Annotated in this window: 22 protein-coding genes; 8 read left to right on the top strand and 14 right to left on the bottom strand. The window is 71.8% G+C overall.

The features are described from left to right. Positions 1-2: 2 nt before the first annotated feature. The 11 genes from IEZ20_RS31255 to IEZ20_RS31305 form a co-directional block, all read right to left on the bottom strand. Positions 3-437: an SCP2 sterol-binding domain-containing protein gene (locus IEZ20_RS31255; RefSeq protein ID WP_189304888.1), complete on the bottom strand. Its 435-nt coding sequence runs from the start codon at positions 435-437 to the stop codon at positions 3-5. Beyond that, positions 434-778 (bottom strand): antibiotic biosynthesis monooxygenase family protein, encoded by a 345-nt coding sequence (locus tag IEZ20_RS31260; RefSeq protein WP_189304890.1) that lies wholly within the window; start codon positions 776-778, stop codon positions 434-436. The genes IEZ20_RS31255 and IEZ20_RS31260 overlap by 4 nt, the downstream gene beginning before the upstream one ends. Beyond that, positions 775-1,245 (bottom strand): SRPBCC family protein, encoded by a 471-nt coding sequence (locus IEZ20_RS31265; RefSeq protein WP_189305005.1) that lies wholly within the window; start codon positions 1,243-1,245, stop codon positions 775-777. Before IEZ20_RS31265 ends, IEZ20_RS31260 begins: the two co-directional genes overlap by 4 nt. Next, entirely contained in the window at positions 1,242-1,496 is a 255-nt protein-coding gene (locus IEZ20_RS31270) for an acyl carrier protein (RefSeq protein WP_189304893.1), read from the bottom strand. The genes IEZ20_RS31265 and IEZ20_RS31270 overlap by 4 nt, the downstream gene beginning before the upstream one ends. 54 nt (positions 1,497-1,550) lie before the next feature. Beyond that, positions 1,551-2,762: a ketosynthase chain-length factor gene (locus IEZ20_RS31275; protein WP_189304895.1), complete on the bottom strand. Its 1,212-nt coding sequence runs from the start codon at positions 2,760-2,762 to the stop codon at positions 1,551-1,553. After that, positions 2,759-4,024 (bottom strand): beta-ketoacyl-[acyl-carrier-protein] synthase family protein, encoded by a 1,266-nt coding sequence (locus IEZ20_RS31280; RefSeq protein ID WP_189304898.1) that lies wholly within the window; start codon positions 4,022-4,024, stop codon positions 2,759-2,761. Before IEZ20_RS31280 ends, IEZ20_RS31275 begins: the two co-directional genes overlap by 4 nt. Next, a complete protein-coding gene (locus tag IEZ20_RS31285; RefSeq protein ID WP_189304899.1) occupies positions 4,021-4,446 on the bottom strand; it encodes a cupin domain-containing protein in 426 nt (141 codons plus the stop codon). The genes IEZ20_RS31280 and IEZ20_RS31285 overlap by 4 nt, the downstream gene beginning before the upstream one ends. A 59-nt stretch (positions 4,447-4,505) precedes the next feature. Further along, positions 4,506-4,826: a TcmI family type II polyketide cyclase gene (locus IEZ20_RS31290; RefSeq protein WP_189304901.1), complete on the bottom strand. Its 321-nt coding sequence runs from the start codon at positions 4,824-4,826 to the stop codon at positions 4,506-4,508. Between the two features lie 85 nt (positions 4,827-4,911). After that, positions 4,912-6,423, bottom strand: coding sequence for a peptide MFS transporter (locus IEZ20_RS31295; protein ID WP_189304903.1), 1,512 nt, complete (start codon positions 6,421-6,423; stop codon positions 4,912-4,914). Positions 6,424-6,433: 10 nt separating this feature from the next. Further along, complete coding sequence (gene fabG / locus IEZ20_RS31300) at positions 6,434-7,174, bottom strand: 3-oxoacyl-ACP reductase FabG (RefSeq protein ID WP_189304904.1); 741 nt, start codon at positions 7,172-7,174, stop codon at positions 6,434-6,436. A gap of 26 nt (positions 7,175-7,200) precedes the next feature. Then, positions 7,201-8,304 (bottom strand): acyltransferase domain-containing protein, encoded by a 1,104-nt coding sequence (locus IEZ20_RS31305; protein WP_189304906.1) that lies wholly within the window; start codon positions 8,302-8,304, stop codon positions 7,201-7,203. Positions 8,305-8,445: 141 nt separating this feature from the next. Here IEZ20_RS31305 and IEZ20_RS31310 point away from each other — a divergent pair, with 141 nt between their 5' ends. Both IEZ20_RS31310 and IEZ20_RS31315 read left to right on the top strand, forming a co-directional pair. After that, positions 8,446-10,002, top strand: a complete 1,557-nt coding sequence (locus IEZ20_RS31310) for an acyl-CoA carboxylase subunit beta (protein WP_373304003.1) — start codon at positions 8,446-8,448, stop codon at positions 10,000-10,002. Then, entirely contained in the window at positions 9,999-10,211 is a 213-nt protein-coding gene (locus IEZ20_RS31315) for an acyl-CoA carboxylase epsilon subunit (protein ID WP_189304910.1), read from the top strand. The genes IEZ20_RS31310 and IEZ20_RS31315 overlap by 4 nt, the downstream gene beginning before the upstream one ends. 145 nt (positions 10,212-10,356) lie before the next feature. Here IEZ20_RS31315 and IEZ20_RS31320 read toward each other — a convergent pair whose 3' ends face one another. The 3 genes from IEZ20_RS31320 to IEZ20_RS31330 form a co-directional block, all read right to left on the bottom strand. Continuing rightward, the gene (locus tag IEZ20_RS31320; protein WP_189304912.1) at positions 10,357-11,316 is read right to left on the bottom strand and encodes an LLM class F420-dependent oxidoreductase; all 960 of its coding nucleotides are present in this window, start codon (positions 11,314-11,316) and stop codon (positions 10,357-10,359) included. Between the two features lie 15 nt (positions 11,317-11,331). Then, complete coding sequence (locus tag IEZ20_RS31325) at positions 11,332-11,760, bottom strand: SCP2 sterol-binding domain-containing protein (protein WP_189304914.1); 429 nt, start codon at positions 11,758-11,760, stop codon at positions 11,332-11,334. A gap of 77 nt (positions 11,761-11,837) precedes the next feature. Further along, the gene (locus IEZ20_RS31330; protein ID WP_189304917.1) at positions 11,838-13,487 is read right to left on the bottom strand and encodes an FAD-dependent oxidoreductase; all 1,650 of its coding nucleotides are present in this window, start codon (positions 13,485-13,487) and stop codon (positions 11,838-11,840) included. Between the two features lie 193 nt (positions 13,488-13,680). On the opposite strand from IEZ20_RS31330, the gene IEZ20_RS31335 reads away from it, so the two are divergent. The 6 genes from IEZ20_RS31335 (at position 13,681) to IEZ20_RS31360 (ending at position 20,827) form a co-directional block, all read left to right on the top strand. Then, on the top strand, positions 13,681-14,874 hold the full coding sequence (locus IEZ20_RS31335) for an acyltransferase family protein (RefSeq protein ID WP_189304919.1): 1,194 nt from the start codon (positions 13,681-13,683) through the stop codon (positions 14,872-14,874). Between the two features lie 97 nt (positions 14,875-14,971). Next, positions 14,972-16,579, top strand: coding sequence for an MDR family MFS transporter (locus IEZ20_RS31340; protein ID WP_189304921.1), 1,608 nt, complete (start codon positions 14,972-14,974; stop codon positions 16,577-16,579). Between the two features lie 741 nt (positions 16,580-17,320). After that, positions 17,321-18,295, top strand: coding sequence for a ParB/RepB/Spo0J family partition protein (locus IEZ20_RS31345; protein WP_229896358.1), 975 nt, complete (start codon positions 17,321-17,323; stop codon positions 18,293-18,295). 92 nt (positions 18,296-18,387) lie between these two features. Next, a complete protein-coding gene (locus IEZ20_RS31350; RefSeq protein ID WP_189304927.1) occupies positions 18,388-19,320 on the top strand; it encodes a phytanoyl-CoA dioxygenase family protein in 933 nt (310 codons plus the stop codon). 47 nt (positions 19,321-19,367) lie between these two features. Beyond that, positions 19,368-19,841, top strand: a complete 474-nt coding sequence (locus IEZ20_RS31355) for a GNAT family N-acetyltransferase (protein WP_189304929.1) — start codon at positions 19,368-19,370, stop codon at positions 19,839-19,841. A gap of 59 nt (positions 19,842-19,900) precedes the next feature. Further along, a complete protein-coding gene (locus IEZ20_RS31360; protein WP_189304931.1) occupies positions 19,901-20,827 on the top strand; it encodes a TauD/TfdA dioxygenase family protein in 927 nt (308 codons plus the stop codon). Positions 20,828-20,909: the final 82 nt, after the last annotated feature.

A 20,909-nucleotide genomic window follows, 5' to 3' on the forward strand; every position in this document is an offset into this window, starting at 1 on the left:
GGTCAGGTCTCGGGGTGGTCGAACCACTCTCCCAGCTTGGTGCCCATCAGGGGGCTGCCGCTCAGCCTGAGCTTCCCGGTCAGGAACGCCTTGGCGCCGGGCAGCTTGCCGACCCCCATGGCGATCATGTCGGGCAGCTTGATGCCGATGGTGATGTCGGGTGCCTCGTGCTGTCCCGCACCGCAGCCGCAGGTGCCGTCCTCGACGTGCACGTAGTACGGCTTCCGGCCGGTGGAGGTGGCGATGTCGAACTGGAAGGTGCCCTTCTCGCCGCCGGCCTTCTCGGGGTTGAACTCCGAGACCAGCAGGTCGAACAGGAGCCGAAGAGTGGCGTCCACCCCTCCGGGGCGCTGGGCCACGGCCGCTTCCAGCTCCCTGGCCGGCGTCGACTCCACGAGTTCGATCAGGTCGGTCACGTCCTGCTGCTGTGTGGTCATGCCGTTCTCCCTGGTTGCTCGGCCGCGGCCGTCGCGGCGGGTGACAGGTGGTGCAGGGGCTCCAGCAGACGCATCTCGCCGGCGGTCCGCATCGGCCACAGCCGCTTCAGGTACGCCTGCTGCTCCGGGCTCTGCTCGAACGCCCGGAACGCCGGCTCGTCCGTCCAGTCCGTCAGCACGGTGTACACGCCCGGCTGGTCGACCTGGCGCAGGAGCTGCTGGCCGTGGTTGTGCGGGAAGCGGCGCACGGTCTGCGCGTGGCCGCGCCACAGCTCCTCGAACTCGGCCTCGCGGCCCGCGCTGATCTCGATGCGCAGGGCGACCCGCAGTCCCGCCGTCACCGCTCCTCCCGTCCCCGGTCGGCGGCGGCCTTCTCGACGAGTTCCTTGATCCGGGCCATCTCCCTGCGCGTGTTGCGGTTGAGCCGCTCCGTCATCTCCGCGTCCCCGAAGGGCAGTCCCGGCCGCACGGCGAACTCCTGCTGCCAGCGCATCTCGACGCCGGACCCGGTCTGCCGGTACTGCCAGAACAGGTTCATGTGGGTGAAGGGACCGGTCTCGATCCGGCGGGCCCGGACCGTGCGGGTGACCGGGTCGGGGGTGCGTTCGGAGACCCAGCTCCACACGTCGCCGTTGTCGTCGGGACGCAGCGTGAGCCGGAACCGGACGGTGTCGCCCTCCCGCGCCAGGATCTCGGCCGCCGAGTACTCCGAGAACAGTTCCGGCCAGGACTCGACGTCGTTGGTCATCTCCCACACCAGGTCCAGGGGAGCGTCGATGACGACCGAGTTGTCGGTGGTGGCCATCAGGCGACCGCCAGACGCGCGTTGACGTAGTCCAGCACGGCCTGCGGCGAGTCCATCTCCTCGATGGCCTCGTCGGGGATCTTCAGCCCGTACTGCCGCTGGATCTGGCTGGCGATCTCCAGCACCGCGAGCGAGTCGTAGCCGATCTCCGTGAAGGCGACGGTGAGCCGGCCCTCCACCAGCTCCTCGGCCTCCCCCTCACCGACCGCGGTGGTCATGATCTGCTTCAGGTCGTCGAAGGTCATGCTGCTCATGGGTTCGCTTCCTCCTGGGCATGGGGTGCTGTGAAGGGTGCGTACGGGTGGTTCTCACGCGGAGCGCAGGACGACGGCGGCGTTGAACCCGCCGTAGCCGCGCGCCAGGACGAGCGCGGTGCGCAGGGCGGCGCGCCGGGGCCGGTCCGTCACCACGTCGAGGCGGTGCGCGGGGTCGGCGGCCGTGTTGACGGCCGGCGGGATGATCTGGTCCCGCAGCGCCAGCACCGCGGCGGCCACGTCGAGCGGTGCGCCGCCGGCGTACAGGCGGCCCGTCATGGTCTTGGGGACGCTCACGGGTACGCTGCCGGGACCGAACACGGTGTTGATGGCCTCCGCCTCCTGGCGGTCGAGCTCCGGAACCCCGTGGCCGTCGGCGAGGACGACGTCGACGTCGGCGGGCCGCAGCCCCGCGTCGGCGAGGGCCAGTTCGATCGCCCTGCGCAGGCCCGGCGGGCGGCCGGAGCCGGGGCGCGGGTCGAAGGTCGCGGCGTACCCGGCGATGAGCGCGTAGACCTGGGGGGCGGACCGGGCGCGGGCCTGGTCGAGGCTCTCCACCACCAGGATCGCCCCGCCCTCGCCGGGCACGTAGCCGCTCGCCTCGCGGTCGAAGGGCACGAACGCGCGGTCCGGACGGTGCCGTTCGCTGAGCCGGCCGTTGGAGAGCTGGCAGACCAGTCCGTACGGCGACAGGGAGGCGTCGGTGCCGCCGGACAGCACCACCCGCGTGCCCCGGGCGAGGACGCGCCGGGCCTGCGCGAGCACGTCCAGGCCGCCCGCCTGCTCGGAGCAGAGCACGCCGCAGGGACCGCGCATGCCGTGCCGGATGGACAGCTGGCCGGTGGTGGCCGCGTAGAACCAGGCGATGGACATGTAGGCGCCCACGGCCTGCGGGCCTTCGCTGTAGAGCTTCTGCAGCTCGCGCTGGCCGAACTCGACGCCGCCGGAGGAGTTGGCGGTGATCACCGCCAGGTCCAGGTCGGCGAACGCGTCGGTGTCCAGCGAGGCGTCGGCCAGCGCCTCGTCGGCGGCCGCGAAGGCGTACTGCGTCATCGCGTCCGTCTCGCTGATGAGCCGGGCGGACGCGTGCTCGGCCGGGTCGAAGCCGGTGACCTCGCCGGCGACCCGGGTCGGGTAGCGGCTCGCGTCGAACCGGCTGATGGTGTCGAGGCCGGACTTGCCGTCCAGGGTCGCCTGCCACCACGACTCGCGGTCCGGGCCGTTGGGCGCGACGACGCCGACACCGGTGATGACGGACGCGGTCATCCGATCCTCCTCGGGGACGTGAGCACCACCGCGCTCTGGAATCCGCCGAACCCGCTGCCGACGCTCAGGACGACGTCCAGCTCGGCCTCACGCGCCGTCCGCGGTACGTAGTCGAGGTCGCACTCGGGGTCGCGTTCCTCGTAGTTGGCGGTGGGCGGCACCGTGCCGCGGTCGATGGCGAGGGCGCTCGCGGCGATCTCGATCGATCCGATGGAGCCCAGCGAGTGGCCCACCATGGACTTGATGGAGCTGACCGGGATCCGGTAGGCGTGCTCGCCGAGGCTGCGCTTGTAGGCGGCGGTCTCGTGCCGGTCGTTCTGCCGGGTGCCCGAGCCGTGGGCGTTGCAGTAGTCGATCTCCTCCGGGTTGATCCGGGCCTCGTCGAGCGCGGCGGTGATCGCCTCGCCCATCTCCCGTCCGTCCGGCCGCAGTCCGGTCATGTGGTAGCCGTTGGCGCGCGCGGCGTACCCGGCGACCTCGCAGTAGACGCGGGCTCCGCGCCGGCGGGCGTGCTCCAGTTCCTCGATGACGAACACCGCCGAACCCTCGCCGAGGACGAGGCCGTTGCGTCGTCGGTCGAACGGCCTGCAGGCGTGTTCCGGGTCGTCGTTGCTGGTGGAGGAGGCACGCAGGGTGTCGAAGCACGACACGGTGATCGGATAGATCGGGGCGTCGGTGGCCCCGGCGACCATCACGTCCGCCGAGCCCTCGCGGATCAGGTCGACGGCGTAGCCGACCGCGTCGATGCCCGCGCAGCACCCGGAACTGACGACGGTCGCCGGGCCCTCGGCGCAGACGGCCCAGGCGACCTCCTTCGCGAGCGAGCTGGACATGACGTAGGAGTAGAGGTGCGGCTTCATGTACGACGGGTCGACCAGCCACTGACGGCCGTTGTCGCTGACCGTCCGGTACTCCTGCTCCATGGAGATGGCGTTGCCGACGCCGTTGCCGATGCTCACCCCGATCCGGTGGGCGTTGCGGTCGTCCGGTTCGAACCCGCTGTCCGCCAGTGCCTCGCGCGCGGCGACCAGGGCGAACTGGCCGGCCCGGTCGGTGCGCCGGATCTCCTGGTAGGACAGCCCCTCCCGCTCCGGGTCGAAGTCGCACTCGGCGCCGATCCGGCTGCGGAACGGCGAGGGGTCGAAGAGGGTGATGCCCCGGGTCGCCGTGCGCCCCTCGACGATCATCTCCCAGAACGGTTCCCGGCCGGTCGGGCCCGGGGCGACGACCCCGATCCCGGTGATGACCGCACGGCCGGTCATCGCACGTCCCCCACTTCGGGGAGCGAGCCCTCTCCGGGCAGCGGCTCGCAGTCGACGTGGCCCAGTTCCGGCCTCGGTGCGAGCGGCCCGAGGAAGAAGGTGACGAAGGCCTGCTCGGTCCCGTGGTTCTCGATGCGGTGCCGGACACCGATGGGCACCATGAAGGACTCGCCGGCCCGGAGTTCCAGTTCCCTGCCGTCGACCCGGAGCAGCAGCCGGCCCCGGACGACGTGGAAGAACTCCTCGGAGTAGGGGTGGTAGTGCTCGGAGACGTACTCGCCGGGCTCCAGCGTGCCGACGCCCATGAAACCCGAGGTGGCTCCGCAGGTCTTGGGGCTGAGCAGGACGCGCAGGTCGCCTCCGCGCCTGCGGTTGGCCGGCACGTCGTTCACGGCGATCTTGACGGGGTCGAAGGTCTGCATAGGTGCTCCATGTGGGGACAGGGGCAGCGGCGGAATGCGGGGAACCGGCGGGGACGCCGTCACGGCGTCCAGGTGTAGAAGGGCTCGGCCATGGAGTCCTTCGGCTCGCGCCAGTTCGGGTCGTAGGGCGTCATGAACTCGGCGAGACGGGTGTTGATGTCGGCGTAGAGCGGGTGGCTGCGGGCCTTGTAGAGCCGTTCGCCGATCGGCTCGTCCGCCTCCACGAGGTGGAAGTACAGGCCGTGGAACCGGAACAGCGTGCGGCGCTGCACGCCGATCATGTGCGGCAGCTCGCTGGCGTCCGACTCGGCGAACAGTGCGGCCACCTTGTCGGCGTCGTCGTGGTTCATCCGCGCGACGATGAGGGTGCGGTGGGCCATGGAGATCTCCCTTCGGAGCGGGGCACGGAACGAGGGGGCCGGCCACCGCGCTGAGAGCGGTCGCTCAGCTGTCCGGAAACGATCCTCACTCGGTGGCCTTGAGGGCTCGTCCAGCGGAGCTCGCGCGTCCGGAGACGGTCGCGGCCAGCGTCAGGGCGGTCAGTACGGCGACGGCGGAGAACCCGGCCAGATAGGCCCAGAGCGGTACGACGCCCACCAGCCGGGAGAGCTGGCCACCCAGCCCGGCGCCCAGCGCCGCCCCGAGGTAGAACAGGCCCATCATGCGGCTGCCGTGTCCGTCGGGCGTCGACTCGGCGGTGATGCTCAGCCCGACGGGACCGAAGACGAGTTCGGCACAGCTCACGCCGAGGAAGGCGAGCAGCAGCCAACCGGCCGACACCCGTGTGTCACCGGTCTCGGCCGTGCGGGCCCCCCAGGCCAGGACGGCGAACCCGCCGGCCGCCCACAGCAGGCCGGCCGAGAACTGCCGCACGGTGCCCGTCGCGCCGCGCGGCCCCAGCCGCAGCCACAGCCAGGCGGCAAGCGGGGCCAGCAGCAGGACGAACAGCGGGTGGGCGGCCTGGAACCAGCTGGCCGGCACCTCGAATCCGGCCATGTCCCGGTCCGTGTAGGAGCGGGCGAACAGGCTGAACACGGAGCCCAGTTGCCCGAACATGGCCCAGAACAGAACGGCCGGCACGAAGACGCGGCGGTAGCCGCGGATGCGGGCCCGCGCCGGTTCGTCCAGGTCGCCGCCGCGCAGCAGCCGCCGGAAGTACCACACCGGCAGGACCAGTGAGGCCAGCCCGCACAGCGCCAGCACCGGCCGGAGCGGCACACCGCCGGCGGCCGTCACGGCCGCGCCCAGCAGGACGGCCGCTCCCAGGGCCGCCCAGGCCGCGCGGACCAGCCGGCGCAGCGCGGCGGGCGGCAGCGGACGGGCCGGGCCCGTGCGGCCGCGCAGGGCGGGCGCTCCGCGCAGGTACTGCGCGACGCCGAGGAGCATGCCGACGGCGGCCGCGCCGAACCCCAGGTGCCAGTCGACCCGTTCGCCGAGCGCGCCGGTGACCAGCGGTCCGGCCAGCGCGCTCACCTGGACGCTCATGTAGAAGAGGGAGAACGCGGCCTGCCGCCGGCCGCTGTCGCCGCCCGGGGTCATCTGGTCGAACACCACGGGCAGGTTCGGCTTGAACAGGCCGGTGCCGCTCGCCACGAGGAACAGCCCCGGGGAGAAGAAGCCCGGCACGGGTACGGCCATGCAGGCGTGCCCGGCGGCGATGGTCAGGGCCCCGCAGAGCATCGCGCGGTGCGTGCCGAGGACCCGGTCGCCGAGCCAGCCGCCGGGCATGGCCGCCAGGAACGACAGGGACACGTACAGTCCGAACAGCGCCCCGGCGGTGCCCGCGGACAGTCCGAGGCCGCCGTCGGCGGCCGGGGCCGTGGCGTAGAGGAAGAGCAGCGCCTGCATGCCGTAGTAGCTGAAGCGTTCCCACATGTCCGTCAGGAACAGGGTGCTGAACCAGCGTTGGCGCAGGAGGGTCCACACGGGTGGGTCCGGTGTGGGTTCCGGGAGCAGGAGCTGTTCGGAGGAGGTCATGAGCCCGCCCTCACAGGGCTATCCCGCCGTCGATCTGGACCACCTGGCCGGTGATGTAGTCGGCGGCGTCGGAGAGCAGGAAGGCGACCAGTTCCGCCACGGACCCGGCGGTGCCGAACCGGCCCATCGCGATGGTGGCCAGTGCGGCCGTGCGGGCCTTGTCCGCCATCCCGTCCAGCATGTCGGTGTCGATGAATCCCGGCGCCACCGCGTTGACCCGTACGCCGTAGGGCGCGACCTCCTTGGCGAGCGCCCGGGTCAGGCCGTTCATCCCGGCCTTGGCCGCCGCGTAGTTGGTCTGCCCCGCGTGGCCGTAGACGCCGATGACCGAGGAGACGTTCACGATCGCGCCCGAGCGGCGGGTGAGCATGCCGCGCAGCACCGCGCGGCACACGTGGTAGGTCCCGTCCAGACTGGTGCCGACGACCTGCCGCCAGTCCTGCGGCCCCATCAGCGCCATCGGGCGGTCCCGGAGCACGCCGGCGCAGTTCACCACGGCGTCCGGCGGGCCGAGCTTCTCCTCCGACTCGCCGACGAACCGCCGTACCGCCTCCAGGTCGGTCACGTCACAGACGACGTGGTGGACCGCCGCGCCGGTCTCCCCGACCAGCCGGACCGTCTCCAGCGCGGCCTCGTCCGCCGACCGCGAGCAGAAGCCGACGGCGTAACCCGCGCGGGCCAGCCGGACGGCGACCGCCCGGCCGATGCCGCGCGATCCACCGGTCACCAGCGCAGTGCGCCCTGTGTCCATCTCGTGCCCCTCACCGTGTGGGATCGTCAGGTGTGTCGAGTGCCTCGGCCGGACCGGCCGGTTCGGGGGAGCCCGCCGTCCTCGCCGTGGCGGGTGCGAGCATCGCCGGGCGGGCTCAAGGCGGCCTCGAAGGCCCGGCGCGCCGTCAGGTGCCCGCCGTCGGCCAGAGCCGCCCGCGCCGCCTCGACGCAGCGCCGGTCCGCGTCGGGCCCGGCCGCCCGGGGCGGCAGCGTCGGCACCACGGCGCTGCGGCCCGCGCGCACCGCCGGATGCGCCCGGGCGAGCACGGTCAGGGTCTGTGCCGGGCCCGTCTCCACCAGGAGGCGGTCGCCGTCCCTCAGCACCCGGTCGAGCGTGCGCCAGAACATCACGGGCCGGGTCGGCTGCACGGCCCAGAAGTGCGGGTCGACGGCCTCGTGCGCGCGGAGGGGGCCCGCGGTGTAGGCGGAGTACAGCGGGGCGCGGGGGACGGCCGGGCGCAGCCGGGCCACGAGGTCCACGGTGTCGGCCACCAGCGGGGCGAGGGCGGGGCTGTGGTACGGCGTGTGCGTGCCCAGCCTCCGGAAGGTCCTGCCGTCCGCCCGCAGGGCGTGCTCGGCCGCGCGCAGCAGGTGCTCCGGGCCGGACAGCACGGTGTGGCGCGGCCCGTTCACCGCGCCCACCACCAGGTCGCCGCCCAGGTAGCCGGACAGTTCCCGCGGCCCGGCCGCCACCGCCAGCATCCCGCCGGCCGGTGTGGAGCGCTGCATCCGGACCCGCTCCCACAGCAGCCGTACCGCGGCGTCCAGGCCGAAGACGCCGGTGAGCACCGCGGCGGCGAGCTCCCCCATGCTGTGTCCCAGATACGCCGCCGGACGCACGCCCCAGCTCTGCACCAGCCGCCCCATGGCGTAGTCCACGGCGAACAGCAGCGGCGCGGCGCGGCTGTCGGCGTCCAGGGGGACCCGGGGTTCGTCGGCGAGCCAGTCCGCGCGGATCGCCTCGCCCTCGGGGCCGAGCCGGTCCAGCACCGCTTCGACGGCTTCGGTGAAGACCGGCTGGCGGCGCCAGAGGCCGAGGGCCATGCGGGGGTGCTGCGCTCCGGTCCCCGGCAGCATCAGGACCACGGAGCGGCACTGCGACGGTGTCATGGCGGAAGGCTGGACCGGCCCGTTCGGGGCGGACTCGATCCGTACGTCAACGCCCGGTCGAGCCCGGCTTGAGCGGTTCTGCCGACCCTGTGCGGCATGACCCACGTCGGAGATTCCCTGGATTCCCTGCCGGCGGCGCCCATGGACGGCCATCTGCGCGACCGCGTCGCCGAACTCACCGAGCTGCTCGGGAGCGTGCGCAACGGACCGAGTGAACGGGCGACACAGGCCCAGCACGCGAAGGGCAAACTGACCGTGCGGGAGCGGATCGACCTCCTGCTCGACCCGGGCAGCTTCACCGAGATCGAGGAGCTGCGGCGGCACCGTGCCACCGGCTTCGGGCTGGAGGAGCGGCGTCCGCACACCGACGGTGTCGTCACCGGCTGGGGCCGGGTGCACGGGCGGACCGTCTTCGTGTACGCGCACGACTTCCGGATCTTCGGCGGGGCACTCGGCGAGGCCCACGCCACGAAGATCCACAAGCTGATCGACCTGGCGGAGGGGGCCGGCGCGCCGGTCGTCGGCCTCTGCGACGGGGCGGGCGCGCGCATCCAGGAGGGTGTCACGGCGCTCGCCGGCTACGGCGGCATCTTCACCCGGATCGTCCGCAACTCGGGGGTGATCCCGCAGATCAGCGTGATCCTCGGTCCGTGCGCCGGTGGCGCCGCCTACGCCCCGGCGCTGACCGACTTCGTCTTCATGGTGCGCGGCACCGGGCAGATGTTCCTGACCGGCCCGGACGTGGTGCAGGCGGTCACGGGCGAGGTGGTCACGCACGAGGCCCTCGGCGGCGCGGACGCCCACGCGTCGCTCTCCGGGGTGGCGCACGGGGTGTACGACGACGAGGAGACGTGCCTGGAGGACGTACGGCACCTGCTGTCCCTGCTGCCCTCCAACAACCGTGAGCTGCCACCCGCCGAGCCGTGCGACGACCCCGCCGACCGCGGGACGGAGGCGCTGCTCGACCTCGTCCCGGTCGACCCCGGCCGCTCGTACGACATGCGCGCGGTCATCACCGAGCTCGTGGACGACGGGGACTTCTTCGAGATCCAGGAGACCTGGGCGGCGAACATCGTGTGCGCGCTGGCCCGGCTGGACGGACGCACCGTGGGGATCGTGGCCAACCAGCCCGCGTCGTTCGCGGGGGTGCTGGACATCCGGGCCTCCGAGAAGGCGTCGCGCTTCGTGCAGACCTGCGACGCGTTCAACATCCCGCTGGTCACCCTGGTCGACGTGCCCGGTTTCCTGCCCGGCGTGGACCAGGAGCACGGCGGTGTCATCCGGCACGGCGCCAAGCTGCTGTACGCCTACTGCAACGCCACGGTGCCCCGGGTGCAGGTGATCCTGCGGAAGGCGTACGGGGGCGCGTACATCGTGATGGACTCGCGCTCCATCGGCACGGACGTCTCCCTGGCCTGGCCCGGGAACGAGATCGCGGTCATGGGTGCCGAGGGCGCGGCCAACGTGGTGTTCCGCCGCGAGATCGCGGCCGCGGAGGATCCCGACGCCGCCCGCGCCCGGCTCGTCAAGGAGTACCGGGCCGAGCTGATGCACCCGTACTACGCGGCGGAGCGCGGCCTGGTGGACAGTGTGATCGATCCGGCCGAGACCCGCGCCCGGGTCATCGCCGCCCTGGCGATGCTCCGGGCCAAGCACGCCGCGCTGCCCAGCCGCAAGCACGGCAACCCGCCGCAGTGAGCGGCACAGCGCCGGGCGCCGGTGCGGTACGCGTCCTGCGCGGCCGTCCGGCCCCCGAGGAACTCGCCGCCGTACTGACGGCCCTCGTCGCCGCGCTGGCCGGTTCGGGGGCCCCGCCCGGCGCACCGGCCGACACCCCCGAACCGGCCCCCTGGGCCCACTCGTCCTTCCCCTCCCCCACGGGCAGAACGACCTGGCGCACCCCCTGACGCACGACGGGTCCTGCCCGGCACCGGCCGCCGGGCAGCGCCCGCGCACGGTGCTCCGCGCGGGCCGGGGCACGACGTCGTCCCGCCCGCCGGAGGGTGGCGGGCGGGACGGCGAAGGCAGGGCGGAGCGGGCTGTGCGGGAGGGTCAGCGCACCTGGGCGACGACCTCCCCCCACAGTTCCAGCGCGCCGGGCCGGTGCAGGTCGGACGGTTCGACCACCGCGTGGTCGATGCCGAGTCCGGCGAGGGCGCCGTAGCGGTCCACGGCCTGCGCGGGCGTCATGGTGCCGCTGCCGCCGGTGCGCGAGAGGGTGACGCCGCCCAGGGTGGTCTTCTCCAGCTCCGTCCAGGGGCGCCCGTACTCCTCGCAGCGTTCGCGCAGCACGGCGAGCTTGCGGCGGAGCATGCCGAAGGGGTCCCGGCCGCCGCCCCGGCGCATCGGGTGGTCGGGCGGCAGGGTCCTCATCTTCTCGGCGAGCATCTCCGGGGTGGGCGGCTCGTAGAAGTTGCAGGCGTCCGCGTACTGCGCGATCAGCCGGAACGTCCGCTTCTCCCCCTGTCCGCCGACCAGGATCGGCGGATGCGGCCTGCTGAGGGGGGCCGGCGCGTTCAGGGGCCGCTCCAGCTGGTAGTGCTCGCCCTTGAACGGGCTCTCGTCCCCGGCCCACATCCGGTGGGCGATCCGCAGCGCCTCCTCCAGCCGTTCGAAGCGTTCGCGCAGCGGGCGGACCGGGATGCCGTACGCCCGTTGCTCCTCCTCGTACCAGGAGGCCCCGATCCCGAGCGCGGCCCGCCCGCCCGACAGGACGTCCAGCGTCGTGACCGTCTTGACGAGCACCGCCGGGTGACGGTGGGTCACCCCCGAGACCATGGTGCCCAGGCGCAGCGTCGTGGTCTGCCCGGCGATGTACGCCAGCGTCGTGTACGCCTCCAGGCAGTCCCCCTCGGGCGGCCCGTTCAGCGGTGTCTGGAAGAAGTGGTCCATCACCCAGAGGCTGCTGAAGCCCGCCTGTTCGGCGTCCCGGCCGATCCGGCCCAGCGTGCGGCCGTACTCCCGGCTTCCGCCCGGCCAGTCGAACGCGCTGACCATCAGGCCCAGTTTCATCGGCTGCTCCTCCCCTCAGTCCCGGCGGAACCACTGGCCGAGCTTCAGCCCGAACATGGCGTTGCCCTTGAGCTTCATCCTCCCGGTGACGAACGCGCGCTGGCCGCTGAGCTGACCGGTGGCGAGCCGGGCCAGGTCGGCGAGGCGGATGCCGATGGTGATGTCGGCGCCGTCGTCGGTGCCGCGGCCCGCCACACAGGTGTCGTTCTCGACGCGGAGCCATCGCGACTTGACGCCCTCGTCGGTGGTGATCTCGTACTGGAAGACGCCCTTCTCGCCCTTCACCCGGTCCGGGTCGACCAGCGAGGCCATGTGGGCGAAGACGGTGTCGAGCGCCGTGTCGAGGCCACCGGGCCCGGCGGCGAGCGCGGCGTTCAGGCCCGAGTCGGGGGTGGCTCTGATCAGGGTGGCCAGCCGGGCGTATCCGGTGTCCACATCGGTCATCGCGATCTCCTTGGTTCGGCGTGTTCGGGTGTTGTGGGCGGGTCCCGGCGGTGTGCCGGCCCGCGGTGGCCGCGGGCTCAGCCGAGCTGGAGCAGGGAGTCCAGCGCACGCTCCAGTGCGGCCCGAGGGGCGGGCGGGAGGCCGGCCGAGCGCCAGGCCACGAACCCGTCGGGCCGGACCAGCACGGCTCCGGTGTCCTCCACTCCGTAGCGGGCCGGCCAACCACCCGACGGGTCCTGGACGTCGCCGCCGACACGGTGTGCGGTCAGCCGCAGCCCGCGCCGTGCGGCGGCGTCCTCGGCGGCCGTGACCCAGGCGGCCCCCTCCTCGCCGGCGAGCAGGACCCAGCCCTCGCCGAACAGGTCCAGGGCCGAGATCTCCCGGCCGTCCCGGACCAGCGGCAGGTGCGGGGCCCGGCTGCCGGGCTGGGCGCGCAGTTCGCGCGGGGCGTGGACGGGTTCCTGGTCGTGCGGGTCGGTGCCGAGCACGGCGGCGGAGCGGTAGCGGTAGCCGAAGACCACGCTCCAGTACGGGTGGACGACCGTGCCGTCGACCTCCACCGCGGTCTCCGACTCGCCGGGGTGCTCGCCGTCGCCGCGGCCGACCATCCGCGCCATGGCCTGTTCCAGCGTGAACAGCGACACCGGCCGGCGTTCCTCCTCGTAGGTGTCGAGCAGCCCCTCGCCCGCCTCGCCGCGGAGCACCGAGGCGAGTTTCCAGGCCAGGTTGTGGGCGTCGGCGATCCCGCTGCTGCCGCCGAAGGCCCCGCTCGGCGGCACCATCCGGGCGGCGTCCCCGGCCAGGAAGACCCGGCCGCTGCGGAAGCGTTCCGCGGTGTAGCCGCCGATCGGGAAGGACAGGATCTTGGCGCCGGTCTGCGGGATCTGCACCTTGAGCGTGACGTCGAGGCCGGGTACGCCGACGGCCTCACGGACCCAGCGCAGCACCTGTTCCTCGGTCACGTCACCGACGGGGGTGCCGTCGGCCGCGTAGTACGGCATGCCGAACACCCAGGCGCGGTCGCCGTCGTGCGGGAAGACGATCGTCTTGTCGACGGGGCGGCTGACGAAGGCCAGTCCCGGGCGACGGCCGCGCAGCACGGGTTCGAGGTCGGCCTCGAAGACCACGCTGAGGGTCTCCATGAGTACGCCGGGCCCGGTGAACCGCACGCCGAGCCGTGTCCGCACGCCGCTGCGCCAGCCGTCCGCGGCGATCAGGTAGGCCCCGGTGACGGCGGTCTCGTTGCCGCTCGACAGATCGCGCAGGACGGCGGTGACCCCGTCCGGGCCCTGTTCGAAGCCGGCGAGTTCGGTGCCGAAGCGGATGTCCGCGCCGAGTTCGGTGGCGCGCTTGCGCAGGAGGACCTCGAGCCGGTCCTGGTCGATGGCGCACCAGGAGCAGGGGCTGACCCCGCCGACGTCCCCCGGGGCGAGGCTGTCCAGTACGTACTCCTCGGCGGCCAGGGTCTCGGCCCGCACCAACTGGTCGGCGGACTCGGTGGCCACCACGCCCATCGAGAGGTTGGCGTGCAGGTCCTCTTCCAGGCCCACCTGACGCAGGAGTTCCACGGAGCGCGGGTTGATGCCGCGCGCCCGCGGGTGCAGCAGGGTGTCGGTGTGCCGCTCGACGACGAGCGTCGACACCCCGTGCCAGGCGAGGAACACGGCGGCCGTCAGCCCGGTCAGCCCGCCTCCGACCACCAGTACCCGTTTCTGCTCGTCACTCATCAGGGCTGTCCCTTCCGGTGAAGCCGCGGACGTGCGGCGCGGTGCCAGCTCGGACGTCGTCGGCTCAGACACTGGGGGCGCGGTCTCGAAACTCGCTCAAGCGCGGCTTTACGACCGTGGCTGGATCTGCCCTGGAGCGCCCTTCGAGCGGCGGCCCCGACCGTCGGGAACCACACGCCTCGAGGAGCTGCTGATGGACACTGACGCGACCGAACCCGCACCACCGCGCCTCGCACCGGCTCCGCCGGCCGGCCAGGGGCCGGGGCGCCCTCTCACCGCGCGCCTGGACGGGCTCACCGGGCTGCGCGGCGTCGCGGCGCTGGGGGTCGTCTTCGTGCACCTCAATCCGTTCCTGCCGATTCCCGGTACGTTCGACCTGTTCGGCTTCGGCGACGCGGGGGTCCCTCTCTTCTTCGTGCTCTCGGGCTTCGTGCTGACCTTCGCGTTCGAGCGGGAACGCACTCCCGGCCGCTTCTACTGGCGGCGCTTCACGCGGGTCGTTCCGCTCAGCGTGGTCATCACCCTGCTGGCGACGCTCTTCATGGCCGGGGCGCCCGACACCGAACCGGGCCGGCTGCTGGTGATGAGCGTGCTGACGCTGCTGATGGTCAACGCCTGGGTCCCGACGGCGATCCGCAACTCGCCGAACCCGCAGAGCTGGACGCTCTCCTGCGAGATCGCCTTCTACGCGATCCTGCCGTTCCTGGCCGGGCCGCTGCGCCGCCGCACACAGCGGCAGCTCGCGGTGCTCGCCGGGCTCGCCGTCGTGTTCGGTCTGGCCGTCGCCGGCTGGATGCGCTGGCAGCACCCCGACGCGGTCGGCCTCGACCGGATCGACTCCGATCTCGGCGTCCTGGTCACCATGTCCCCGCCGGCCACCTTCTACCAGTTCTTCCTCGGCCTGGTCGTCGGTGCGGCGGTACGGAACGGGTGGCGGCCCCGGGTGCCGCCCCGGGTCTGTCTGGCGCTGGTGGCGCTGGTCTGCGCGGTGAACATGGTCTGGGAGCTGAAGTCGCTCCTCGGCCCGGTGGTCACACCGGTGTTCGCGGTGCTCATCGCCGGTCTGGCGGTCGAGGAGCGGGACGGGGCCCGGTCGTGGTTCGCCCGGCGGCCGGTGGTCAGGCTGGGCGACTGGTCGTACGCGCTGTACATGATCCACTTCATGGTGATCCTCTCGATCTCGATGCCCGTCACCGGCAAGACCGGGTTCGAATGGCCCGACGCGCGCTGGATCCACCTCCCCTTCGCCGTCCTGGCCATCGCCGTCTCGCTGGTCTGTGCCCGGTTGCTGACGGTCAGGGTCCAGCAGCCCATCGAGCGACGGCTGCGGGCCCGCTGGTTCCCCGAGCGGGTCGCCCCGGAGAGCGCCGAGCACGCCTCCACCTGACTGACCGGAGCAGTCGAATGCTCTGGACAAATACATGCCGCGAGCATATAAATGACCGAGGGTCCGTCATCCCGTCCCCACCTCACAGGAGACACGCATGTCCGCGAACCGACCAGGGCCGCCACAGGCGGCCGACGAGGAGATCGCGCCGGTCAGCCGCCCCGTCAAAGTGGTCTTCTACGGCCTGCTGATCACCACGTTCATGGCGATGATGGACCAGGCCATCGTGGCCACCGCGGGGCCCACGATCGCCGGCAACCTCGGCGGACTGGACCTCTACGCCTGGGTGTTCGTCGCCTACATGCTGTCCTTCAGCATCGTCATGCCCGTCTACGGCAAGATGGGCGACCTCTTCGGCCGCAAGCCCGTCTTCACCTTCTCCATCGTGACGTTCCTCCTCGGCTCGGCGGCCTGCGGCCTGGCCCAGTCGATGGGACAGCTGATCGTCTTCCGGGTCGTCCAGGGCATCGGCGGCGGCGGTCTGGCGGTGCTCGCCATGGCGATCATCGGCGAACTGCTGGAGCCGCGCCAACGAGCCCGCTACCAGGGCCTGTTCACCGGCGTGTTCACCGTGGCCTCGGTGGCGGGCCCCGTCGTCGGCGGCCTGGTGACCGAGGCGTTCGGCTGGCGATGGGTGTTCTTCATCAACCTGCCCGTCGGTGTCGTCGCCCTGTCCATGGTCGTCACCCGTCTCCGCCTGCCCCGGCGCGAGGGCGACCGCCCCACGATCGACGTGCCGGGCATCCTGCTGCTGGGCGCGGCGCTGACCTGCCTGGTGCTGCTCACGACGTGGGGCGGCGCCCGCTACGACTGGACCTCCCCGCAGATCCTCGGACTCGGGGCCGGAGCGCTGGCGAGCGTGGTGGCCTGGCTGCTGGTCGAGGCCAGGGTCGGCGAGCCGATCATCCCGCTGCGGCTGTTCGGCGACTCGACCTTCACCATCTCCAACGTGGTGGCGCTGCTCAGCAGCCTGGCGCTGTTCGGCGCGATCAACTTCCTGCCGCTCTTCCTGCAGCTGGTCAGCGGTGTGACGGTCGCCTACTCGGCGATCCTCATGATCCCGGCCCTGCTCGGCATGATGGTCGCGTCGCTGGTCGCCGGCCAGGTCATCTTCAAGACCGGACGCTACAAGTGGTTCCCCGTGGCGAGCATGGGCTGCGGCACGGTCGCGCTGCTGCTGCTGTCCACCCTCACGGCGGACCTCAACGTGTGGGTGATCGGCGCCTACCTGGTGCTGCTCGGCGTCGCCGCCGGCCTCTCCCAGCAGACGGTCACGGTGGCGGCCCAGAACACCGCTCCCCCGCGGGACTTCGGCGTGGTCACCTCGACGGTGTCGCTGTCGCGGAACGTCGGCGCGCTGTTCGGCAACGCGGTCTTCGGGGCGATCCTGGCCGCGCGCCTGACCGTCGAACTGCCGAAGCACCTTCCGGACGGCGAACTGGGCCTCAGCGGCGCCGACATCGCCAACCTCTCACCGGACGACCTCGACAAGCTGCCCCACTCCGTGTTCGACGGCCTGGCCGAGGCCTACTCGGCGTCCCTGACCACCGTGTTCCTCTACTCGGTGCCCGTCATGGTGGTCGGATTCGCCGTCTCGCTGCTCATGAAGAACCTCCCGCTGCAGAAGCGGGGCGGTTTCGGCCACGGGGCCCGGGGCGGCGGCGGCCGGCCGCCGGCCATGGCCGCCGAGAAGGGGCAGGGCTGACCCCACCGTCCCGGCCCGCCGCCCCGGCCCGCCGCCGGGGCCGCGCAAGCCACCGCCGCGCCCGGTCGTCCCCCGTACGGGCGCGGCGGGAGGAACGGTCCGGCGCACCGGGTCGCGGCCCGGTGCGCCGACCGTGCTCGTCGGCGTGCGGACGCGAGCGGGGGCGTCTCCTCGCCCGTCGAACCGGTATCGCGGGGTGTCCGGCGGTGTCTCGCCCACCCCCCGCCTTTCTTCTCCTCACGGACTTCTTACCGACCGGGTGAAGCAACTCACGCCCGTCACTCTCCGTTTCGGCCCGCGTCAGTCAACTCCACTGCTATTGACGCAAGTTCACTCTGAGTTCCCGGAAACGGGCCGCGGTCGGCTACGCCGAGTTCCGTAGGCGGCCACATTTGTCCAGGTCACAGCTGTGACACAGCTGACCCGTATCCCTGGTGTTCACCACCGGTTCCCTCGACAGGATCGCTATCGAACCTTGATCATGACGTCATCTCGGCTGCAGCCGGGAGGATTTCGCGGCGTGCGGAGCCCATGAAGCTCCGCACAGGAGTGACGGCCCCAGAACGCGACCCGACGAACGAAAACGCTGTCACTCCCATGGCCGGACGAGTATGGGAAAAATGGGGAATCATGCAGCAAGCGGACGCCAAGAGGCCCGGGAGCACGTCTGCCGCCTCCGCCCACGCGGAGGCAGACACACGCACGGCTGTCGGAGCGGACGGAGCGTCTGTTCCGGTCCGCGTGTTGTTGCCCGGTGAGTCCCCGCGGCTCGACGGGGTGGACGAGGAGTACGCCGCCCGGCTGGCCGCGCTGGAGACCCCGCTGCCCCCGATCCTGGTCCGGCGCTCCGACATGACCGTGATCGACGGCCGGCACCGCCTCCTGGCCGCGCTGCTGCGCGGCGACGAGAGCATCGAGGTCGAGTTCTTCGACGGCTCCGACGCCGACGCCTTCCTCCGGGCGGTCGAGGTCAACGTGACGCACGGCCGGCCCCTGTCGCTCGCCGACCGGCGTGCCGCCGCCGCCCGCATCATCGCCTCGCACCCGCATCTGTCCACCCGGGCCATCGCCCGGGCCTCGGGACTGAGCGCGAAGGCCGTGGCGGCCATCCGGCGCTGTTCAACCGGTGCCGAGCCGCAGTTGGACAAGCGCGTCGGCCAGGACGGCCGGGCGCGGCCGGTGAACGTGATGGAGGGCCGCTGGCGGGCGGCCAAGGTGATGGCCGAGAACCCGAACGCGTCCCTGCGCGAGATCGCGCGCCTCGCGGGCATCTCCCCGGCCACGGCCAGCGACGTCCGAAAACGCATCCTGGCCGGTGAACCGCCCGTCGCCCCGCCCGCGCAGGCGGCCGCACCCCGTGCCGCCGCGCCGGAGGCCACCCGGCTCGCGGCCGTGGAGAGCCCGCCCGGCGCCCCGGAGACGGCACCGGCACAGCCCGGCCCCGTCCGGGACTTCGCCGAGCACACCCGCCCGGAGTCGCTACTGGGGAAGCTGAGCAAGGACCCCGCCCTGCGGCTGCGCGAGGAGGGGCGCGGTCTGCTGCGCCTTCTGCAGTACAACGCGCTGGCCGAATGGTCGGGGCTGAGTGCCGCCGTACCCCGGCATTGCGAACCGCTGGTGGGCCGGCTCGCACGGCAGTATGCCGCGCAATGGCTGGAATTCGCCCAGGATTTGGAAAAGCGTGGCGTCACGTCCGCGACGCGCCGGACCGGTTGATGCCCCGCACCGGTGAACGCTTCCCCGACAGCGAGATCATTGCTACCGTCATGGCGAATTTTCGGCGTGAAGATCGGACCCTGGAAGAAGCAATGATCAACCCTGAATTCTCTCTCACCGACGAGGACGTAGCGGACTTCCGGGAGCACGGCTTCCTGAAGCTCAACAAAATCTTCTCCGACGATCTCGTCGAGCACATGAAGAAGCTCAGCACCTCGCAGATCGCTCCGCCCGCCGACAACTACGGCTCCGGCTTCAGCAAGCTGAAGTACGACATCGGCAACGACGACGCGACGATCCTCTCGGCCATGGGCGACCCCGAGTTCGGGGCCGCCATGGCGAAGCTCACCGGGGAGCGGCTGTTCTTCACCCAGGGCCTCGGATTCGAGCTGGAGAAGAACAAGAGCACCGGCTTCCCGTGGCACGTCGGCACCCAGAGCTTCGGCTTCCAGCGCCGTGAGGACTCGGGCTACACCATCTGGACGCCCCTGACCCCGGTCGACGCCGACGGCCAGCGCGGCGGCATGAAGTACGTCTCCAAGAAGCTGCTGTCCGGCGAGTTCGTGTACCAGCACATCAACCTGCTGCCGGGCTACATGCAGGCCCGGATCGCCGAGGGCGAGGAGCTCACCTACGACGACTTCAGCGTGCTGAAGAACAGCCTGCTGAACTCGCCGGAGATGAAGGGCCTGCTGGACCACTTCGCCGTGGAGGACTCCTTCGAGCCGGGCGACGCGCTCATCTTCGACAAGTACGTCCTGCACCGCAGCGTCCAGCTCGGCGAGGGCCCGATGCCCTCCCGGCTCGCCTACGCGCTGCGCTTCTCCTCCGTCGACGCCCAGTACGACAAGGAGCGCGTCGAGGCCCTGGCGTTCCCCCGTGTCACGTTCGACTACAACGTCGGCAGCGACTTCAACGAGAAGGTCGCGTCCGAGGACGGCGAGCAGGTCTACGCCAGCTCGTACTTCGAGGGCAGCCGCGAAGCCCGGACGCTGGGCCTCGGCCACGCCGCGCAGGACGCCTGACCCGAAGGCCGGCCGGCTCCCCGCGGGGAACCAGAAACGGGACACACATGGCGAGTAACGCGAAGGGCACCCGGCCGCAGACGCGCCCGGCCGTGGCGGCCGACAGCTCGGACCTGGCGGAGATCGCCCGCGAGGCCTACGGCAGGTACCTCGGCCTGGTGGACGAACCGCCGGCGCCCCTGCTGCTCGACTACGACCAGGTGGCCGCCTCCGGTCGCACCCACGTCGCCGTCGCCGACGGCCGGATCCTCGGCATGGTGACGGTGGAACCGGACGACCCCTATCTGATCCTGCGCAACCTGGCGGTCAGGCCGTCCTGCCAGGGGCAGGGCATCGGGAAGCGGCTGGTCGCCCTGGTGGAGTCGATGGCGCGGTCGGCCGGTCTGAAGGGCGTACGGCTGTGGACCCGGGCCGAAATGACCGACAACATCGCCTTCTACCAGGCTCTCCAGTACGAGCTGACTCACTCCGAGAAAAACGAGCGATCGCACCGCGTCTTCTTCAGCCGGGATTTCCGCTGAGCGCGTAGCAGGCACACACAGCCTCCGATCGATGAATGCTGGACTGAAAAGGAAATAGAGTGGCTGCTGATTCTGCGGTCGTCGCGGACCGCCTCGCAGAGACCTTCGCCGCCGAGGTGAAAGACCTCACGCTCACCCCTGAGGTGATCGACGAGCTGGGTCGCGCGATCTTCGAGACGTACCTGGACCACAAGGTTCTGGTCTTCCGTGCCCAGGACATATCGGCCGGTACGTTCGCCAAATTCGGCACCATCTTCGGCCGCCCCGAGGAGCACCACGTCCTCAAGCTGCGGCACCCCGACGAGCCGACCCTGACGTACCTGTCGAACCAGAACGAGCCGGGCCGCAACAAGGAGATGAAGACCTCCGGCCAGGGCTGGCACTCCGACTACTCCTACAAGCTCGTTCCGGGCAGCGCGACGATGCTGCACGGTCTGGAGATCCCGGACTCCGGCGGCGACACCCTGTTCGCCGACGCCGAGGCCGCCTTCGCCGCGCTGCCCGAGGAGCGCAAGGCCTACCTGCGGACCCTGCGCGTGCGCCACCAGTACCGCTGGTCGCCGGACCGTGAGGACCCGTGGGCCCGCTGGAAGTACATCGGCCCCGAGGAGCGCAAGCAGACCCCGGAGATCACCCACCCGCTCGTGCGCCGGCACCCGGACACCGGCCGGGAGACGCTGTTCATCCAGCCGCGCGTCATCGGCAGCGTCATCGGCATCGAGGGCCTGCCGGAGGACGAGAGCACCGCGCTGATCGAGGAGCTGATCGCGCACATCACGAGCGACCGCTTCGTCTACCGCCACAAGTGGAGCCCGCTCGACGTCGTGGTCTGGGACAACCGCTGCGTCCTGCACTCGGCGACGACGAAGGACCTGGACGAGCGGCACGTGCGCCGGCTCCTCCGCCTGACCACGGCCGGTCAGCCGGTGACGCCGTCGCTCCCGGAGGTCGGGCACAGCAGGCTGTCCGCCACCTCGGCTCCCTGAGCCCACGCCCGGCCGCCGGAAACGGAAGCGGCCGGGCCCCTCATCCGCGAGCGCCCGGAAACCACCCCCGGCCGGGCGCTCG

Source organism: Streptomyces cinerochromogenes (assembly GCF_014648635.1).
Taxonomy (GTDB): domain Bacteria; phylum Actinomycetota; class Actinomycetes; order Streptomycetales; family Streptomycetaceae; genus Streptomyces; species Streptomyces cinerochromogenes.

Coding starts and splice junctions, on each gene's coding strand:
- IEZ20_RS31255 (WP_189304888.1), bottom strand. CDS start 437: ATGACCACACAGCAGCAGGACGTGACCGACCTGATCGAACTCGTGGAG.
- IEZ20_RS31270 (WP_189304893.1), bottom strand. CDS start 1,496: ATGAGCAGCATGACCTTCGACGACCTGAAGCAGATCATGACCACCGCG.
- IEZ20_RS31275 (WP_189304895.1), bottom strand. CDS start 2,762: ATGACCGCGTCCGTCATCACCGGTGTCGGCGTCGTCGCGCCCAACGGC.
- IEZ20_RS31280 (WP_189304898.1), bottom strand. CDS start 4,024: ATGACCGGCCGTGCGGTCATCACCGGGATCGGGGTCGTCGCCCCGGGC.
- IEZ20_RS31285 (WP_189304899.1), bottom strand. CDS start 4,446: ATGCAGACCTTCGACCCCGTCAAGATCGCCGTGAACGACGTGCCGGCC.
- IEZ20_RS31290 (WP_189304901.1), bottom strand. CDS start 4,826: ATGGCCCACCGCACCCTCATCGTCGCGCGGATGAACCACGACGACGCC.
- IEZ20_RS31295 (WP_189304903.1), bottom strand. CDS start 6,423: ATGACCTCCTCCGAACAGCTCCTGCTCCCGGAACCCACACCGGACCCA.
- fabG (WP_189304904.1), bottom strand. CDS start 7,174: ATGGACACAGGGCGCACTGCGCTGGTGACCGGTGGATCGCGCGGCATC.
- IEZ20_RS31305 (WP_189304906.1), bottom strand. CDS start 8,304: ATGACACCGTCGCAGTGCCGCTCCGTGGTCCTGATGCTGCCGGGGACC.
- IEZ20_RS31310 (WP_373304003.1), top strand. CDS start 8,446: ATGGACGGCCATCTGCGCGACCGCGTCGCCGAACTCACCGAGCTGCTC.
- IEZ20_RS31320 (WP_189304912.1), bottom strand. CDS start 11,316: ATGAAACTGGGCCTGATGGTCAGCGCGTTCGACTGGCCGGGCGGAAGC.
- IEZ20_RS31325 (WP_189304914.1), bottom strand. CDS start 11,760: ATGACCGATGTGGACACCGGATACGCCCGGCTGGCCACCCTGATCAGA.
- IEZ20_RS31330 (WP_189304917.1), bottom strand. CDS start 13,487: ATGAGTGACGAGCAGAAACGGGTACTGGTGGTCGGAGGCGGGCTGACC.
- IEZ20_RS31335 (WP_189304919.1), top strand. CDS start 13,681: ATGGACACTGACGCGACCGAACCCGCACCACCGCGCCTCGCACCGGCT.
- IEZ20_RS31340 (WP_189304921.1), top strand. CDS start 14,972: ATGTCCGCGAACCGACCAGGGCCGCCACAGGCGGCCGACGAGGAGATC.
- IEZ20_RS31350 (WP_189304927.1), top strand. CDS start 18,388: ATGATCAACCCTGAATTCTCTCTCACCGACGAGGACGTAGCGGACTTC.
- IEZ20_RS31355 (WP_189304929.1), top strand. CDS start 19,368: ATGGCGAGTAACGCGAAGGGCACCCGGCCGCAGACGCGCCCGGCCGTG.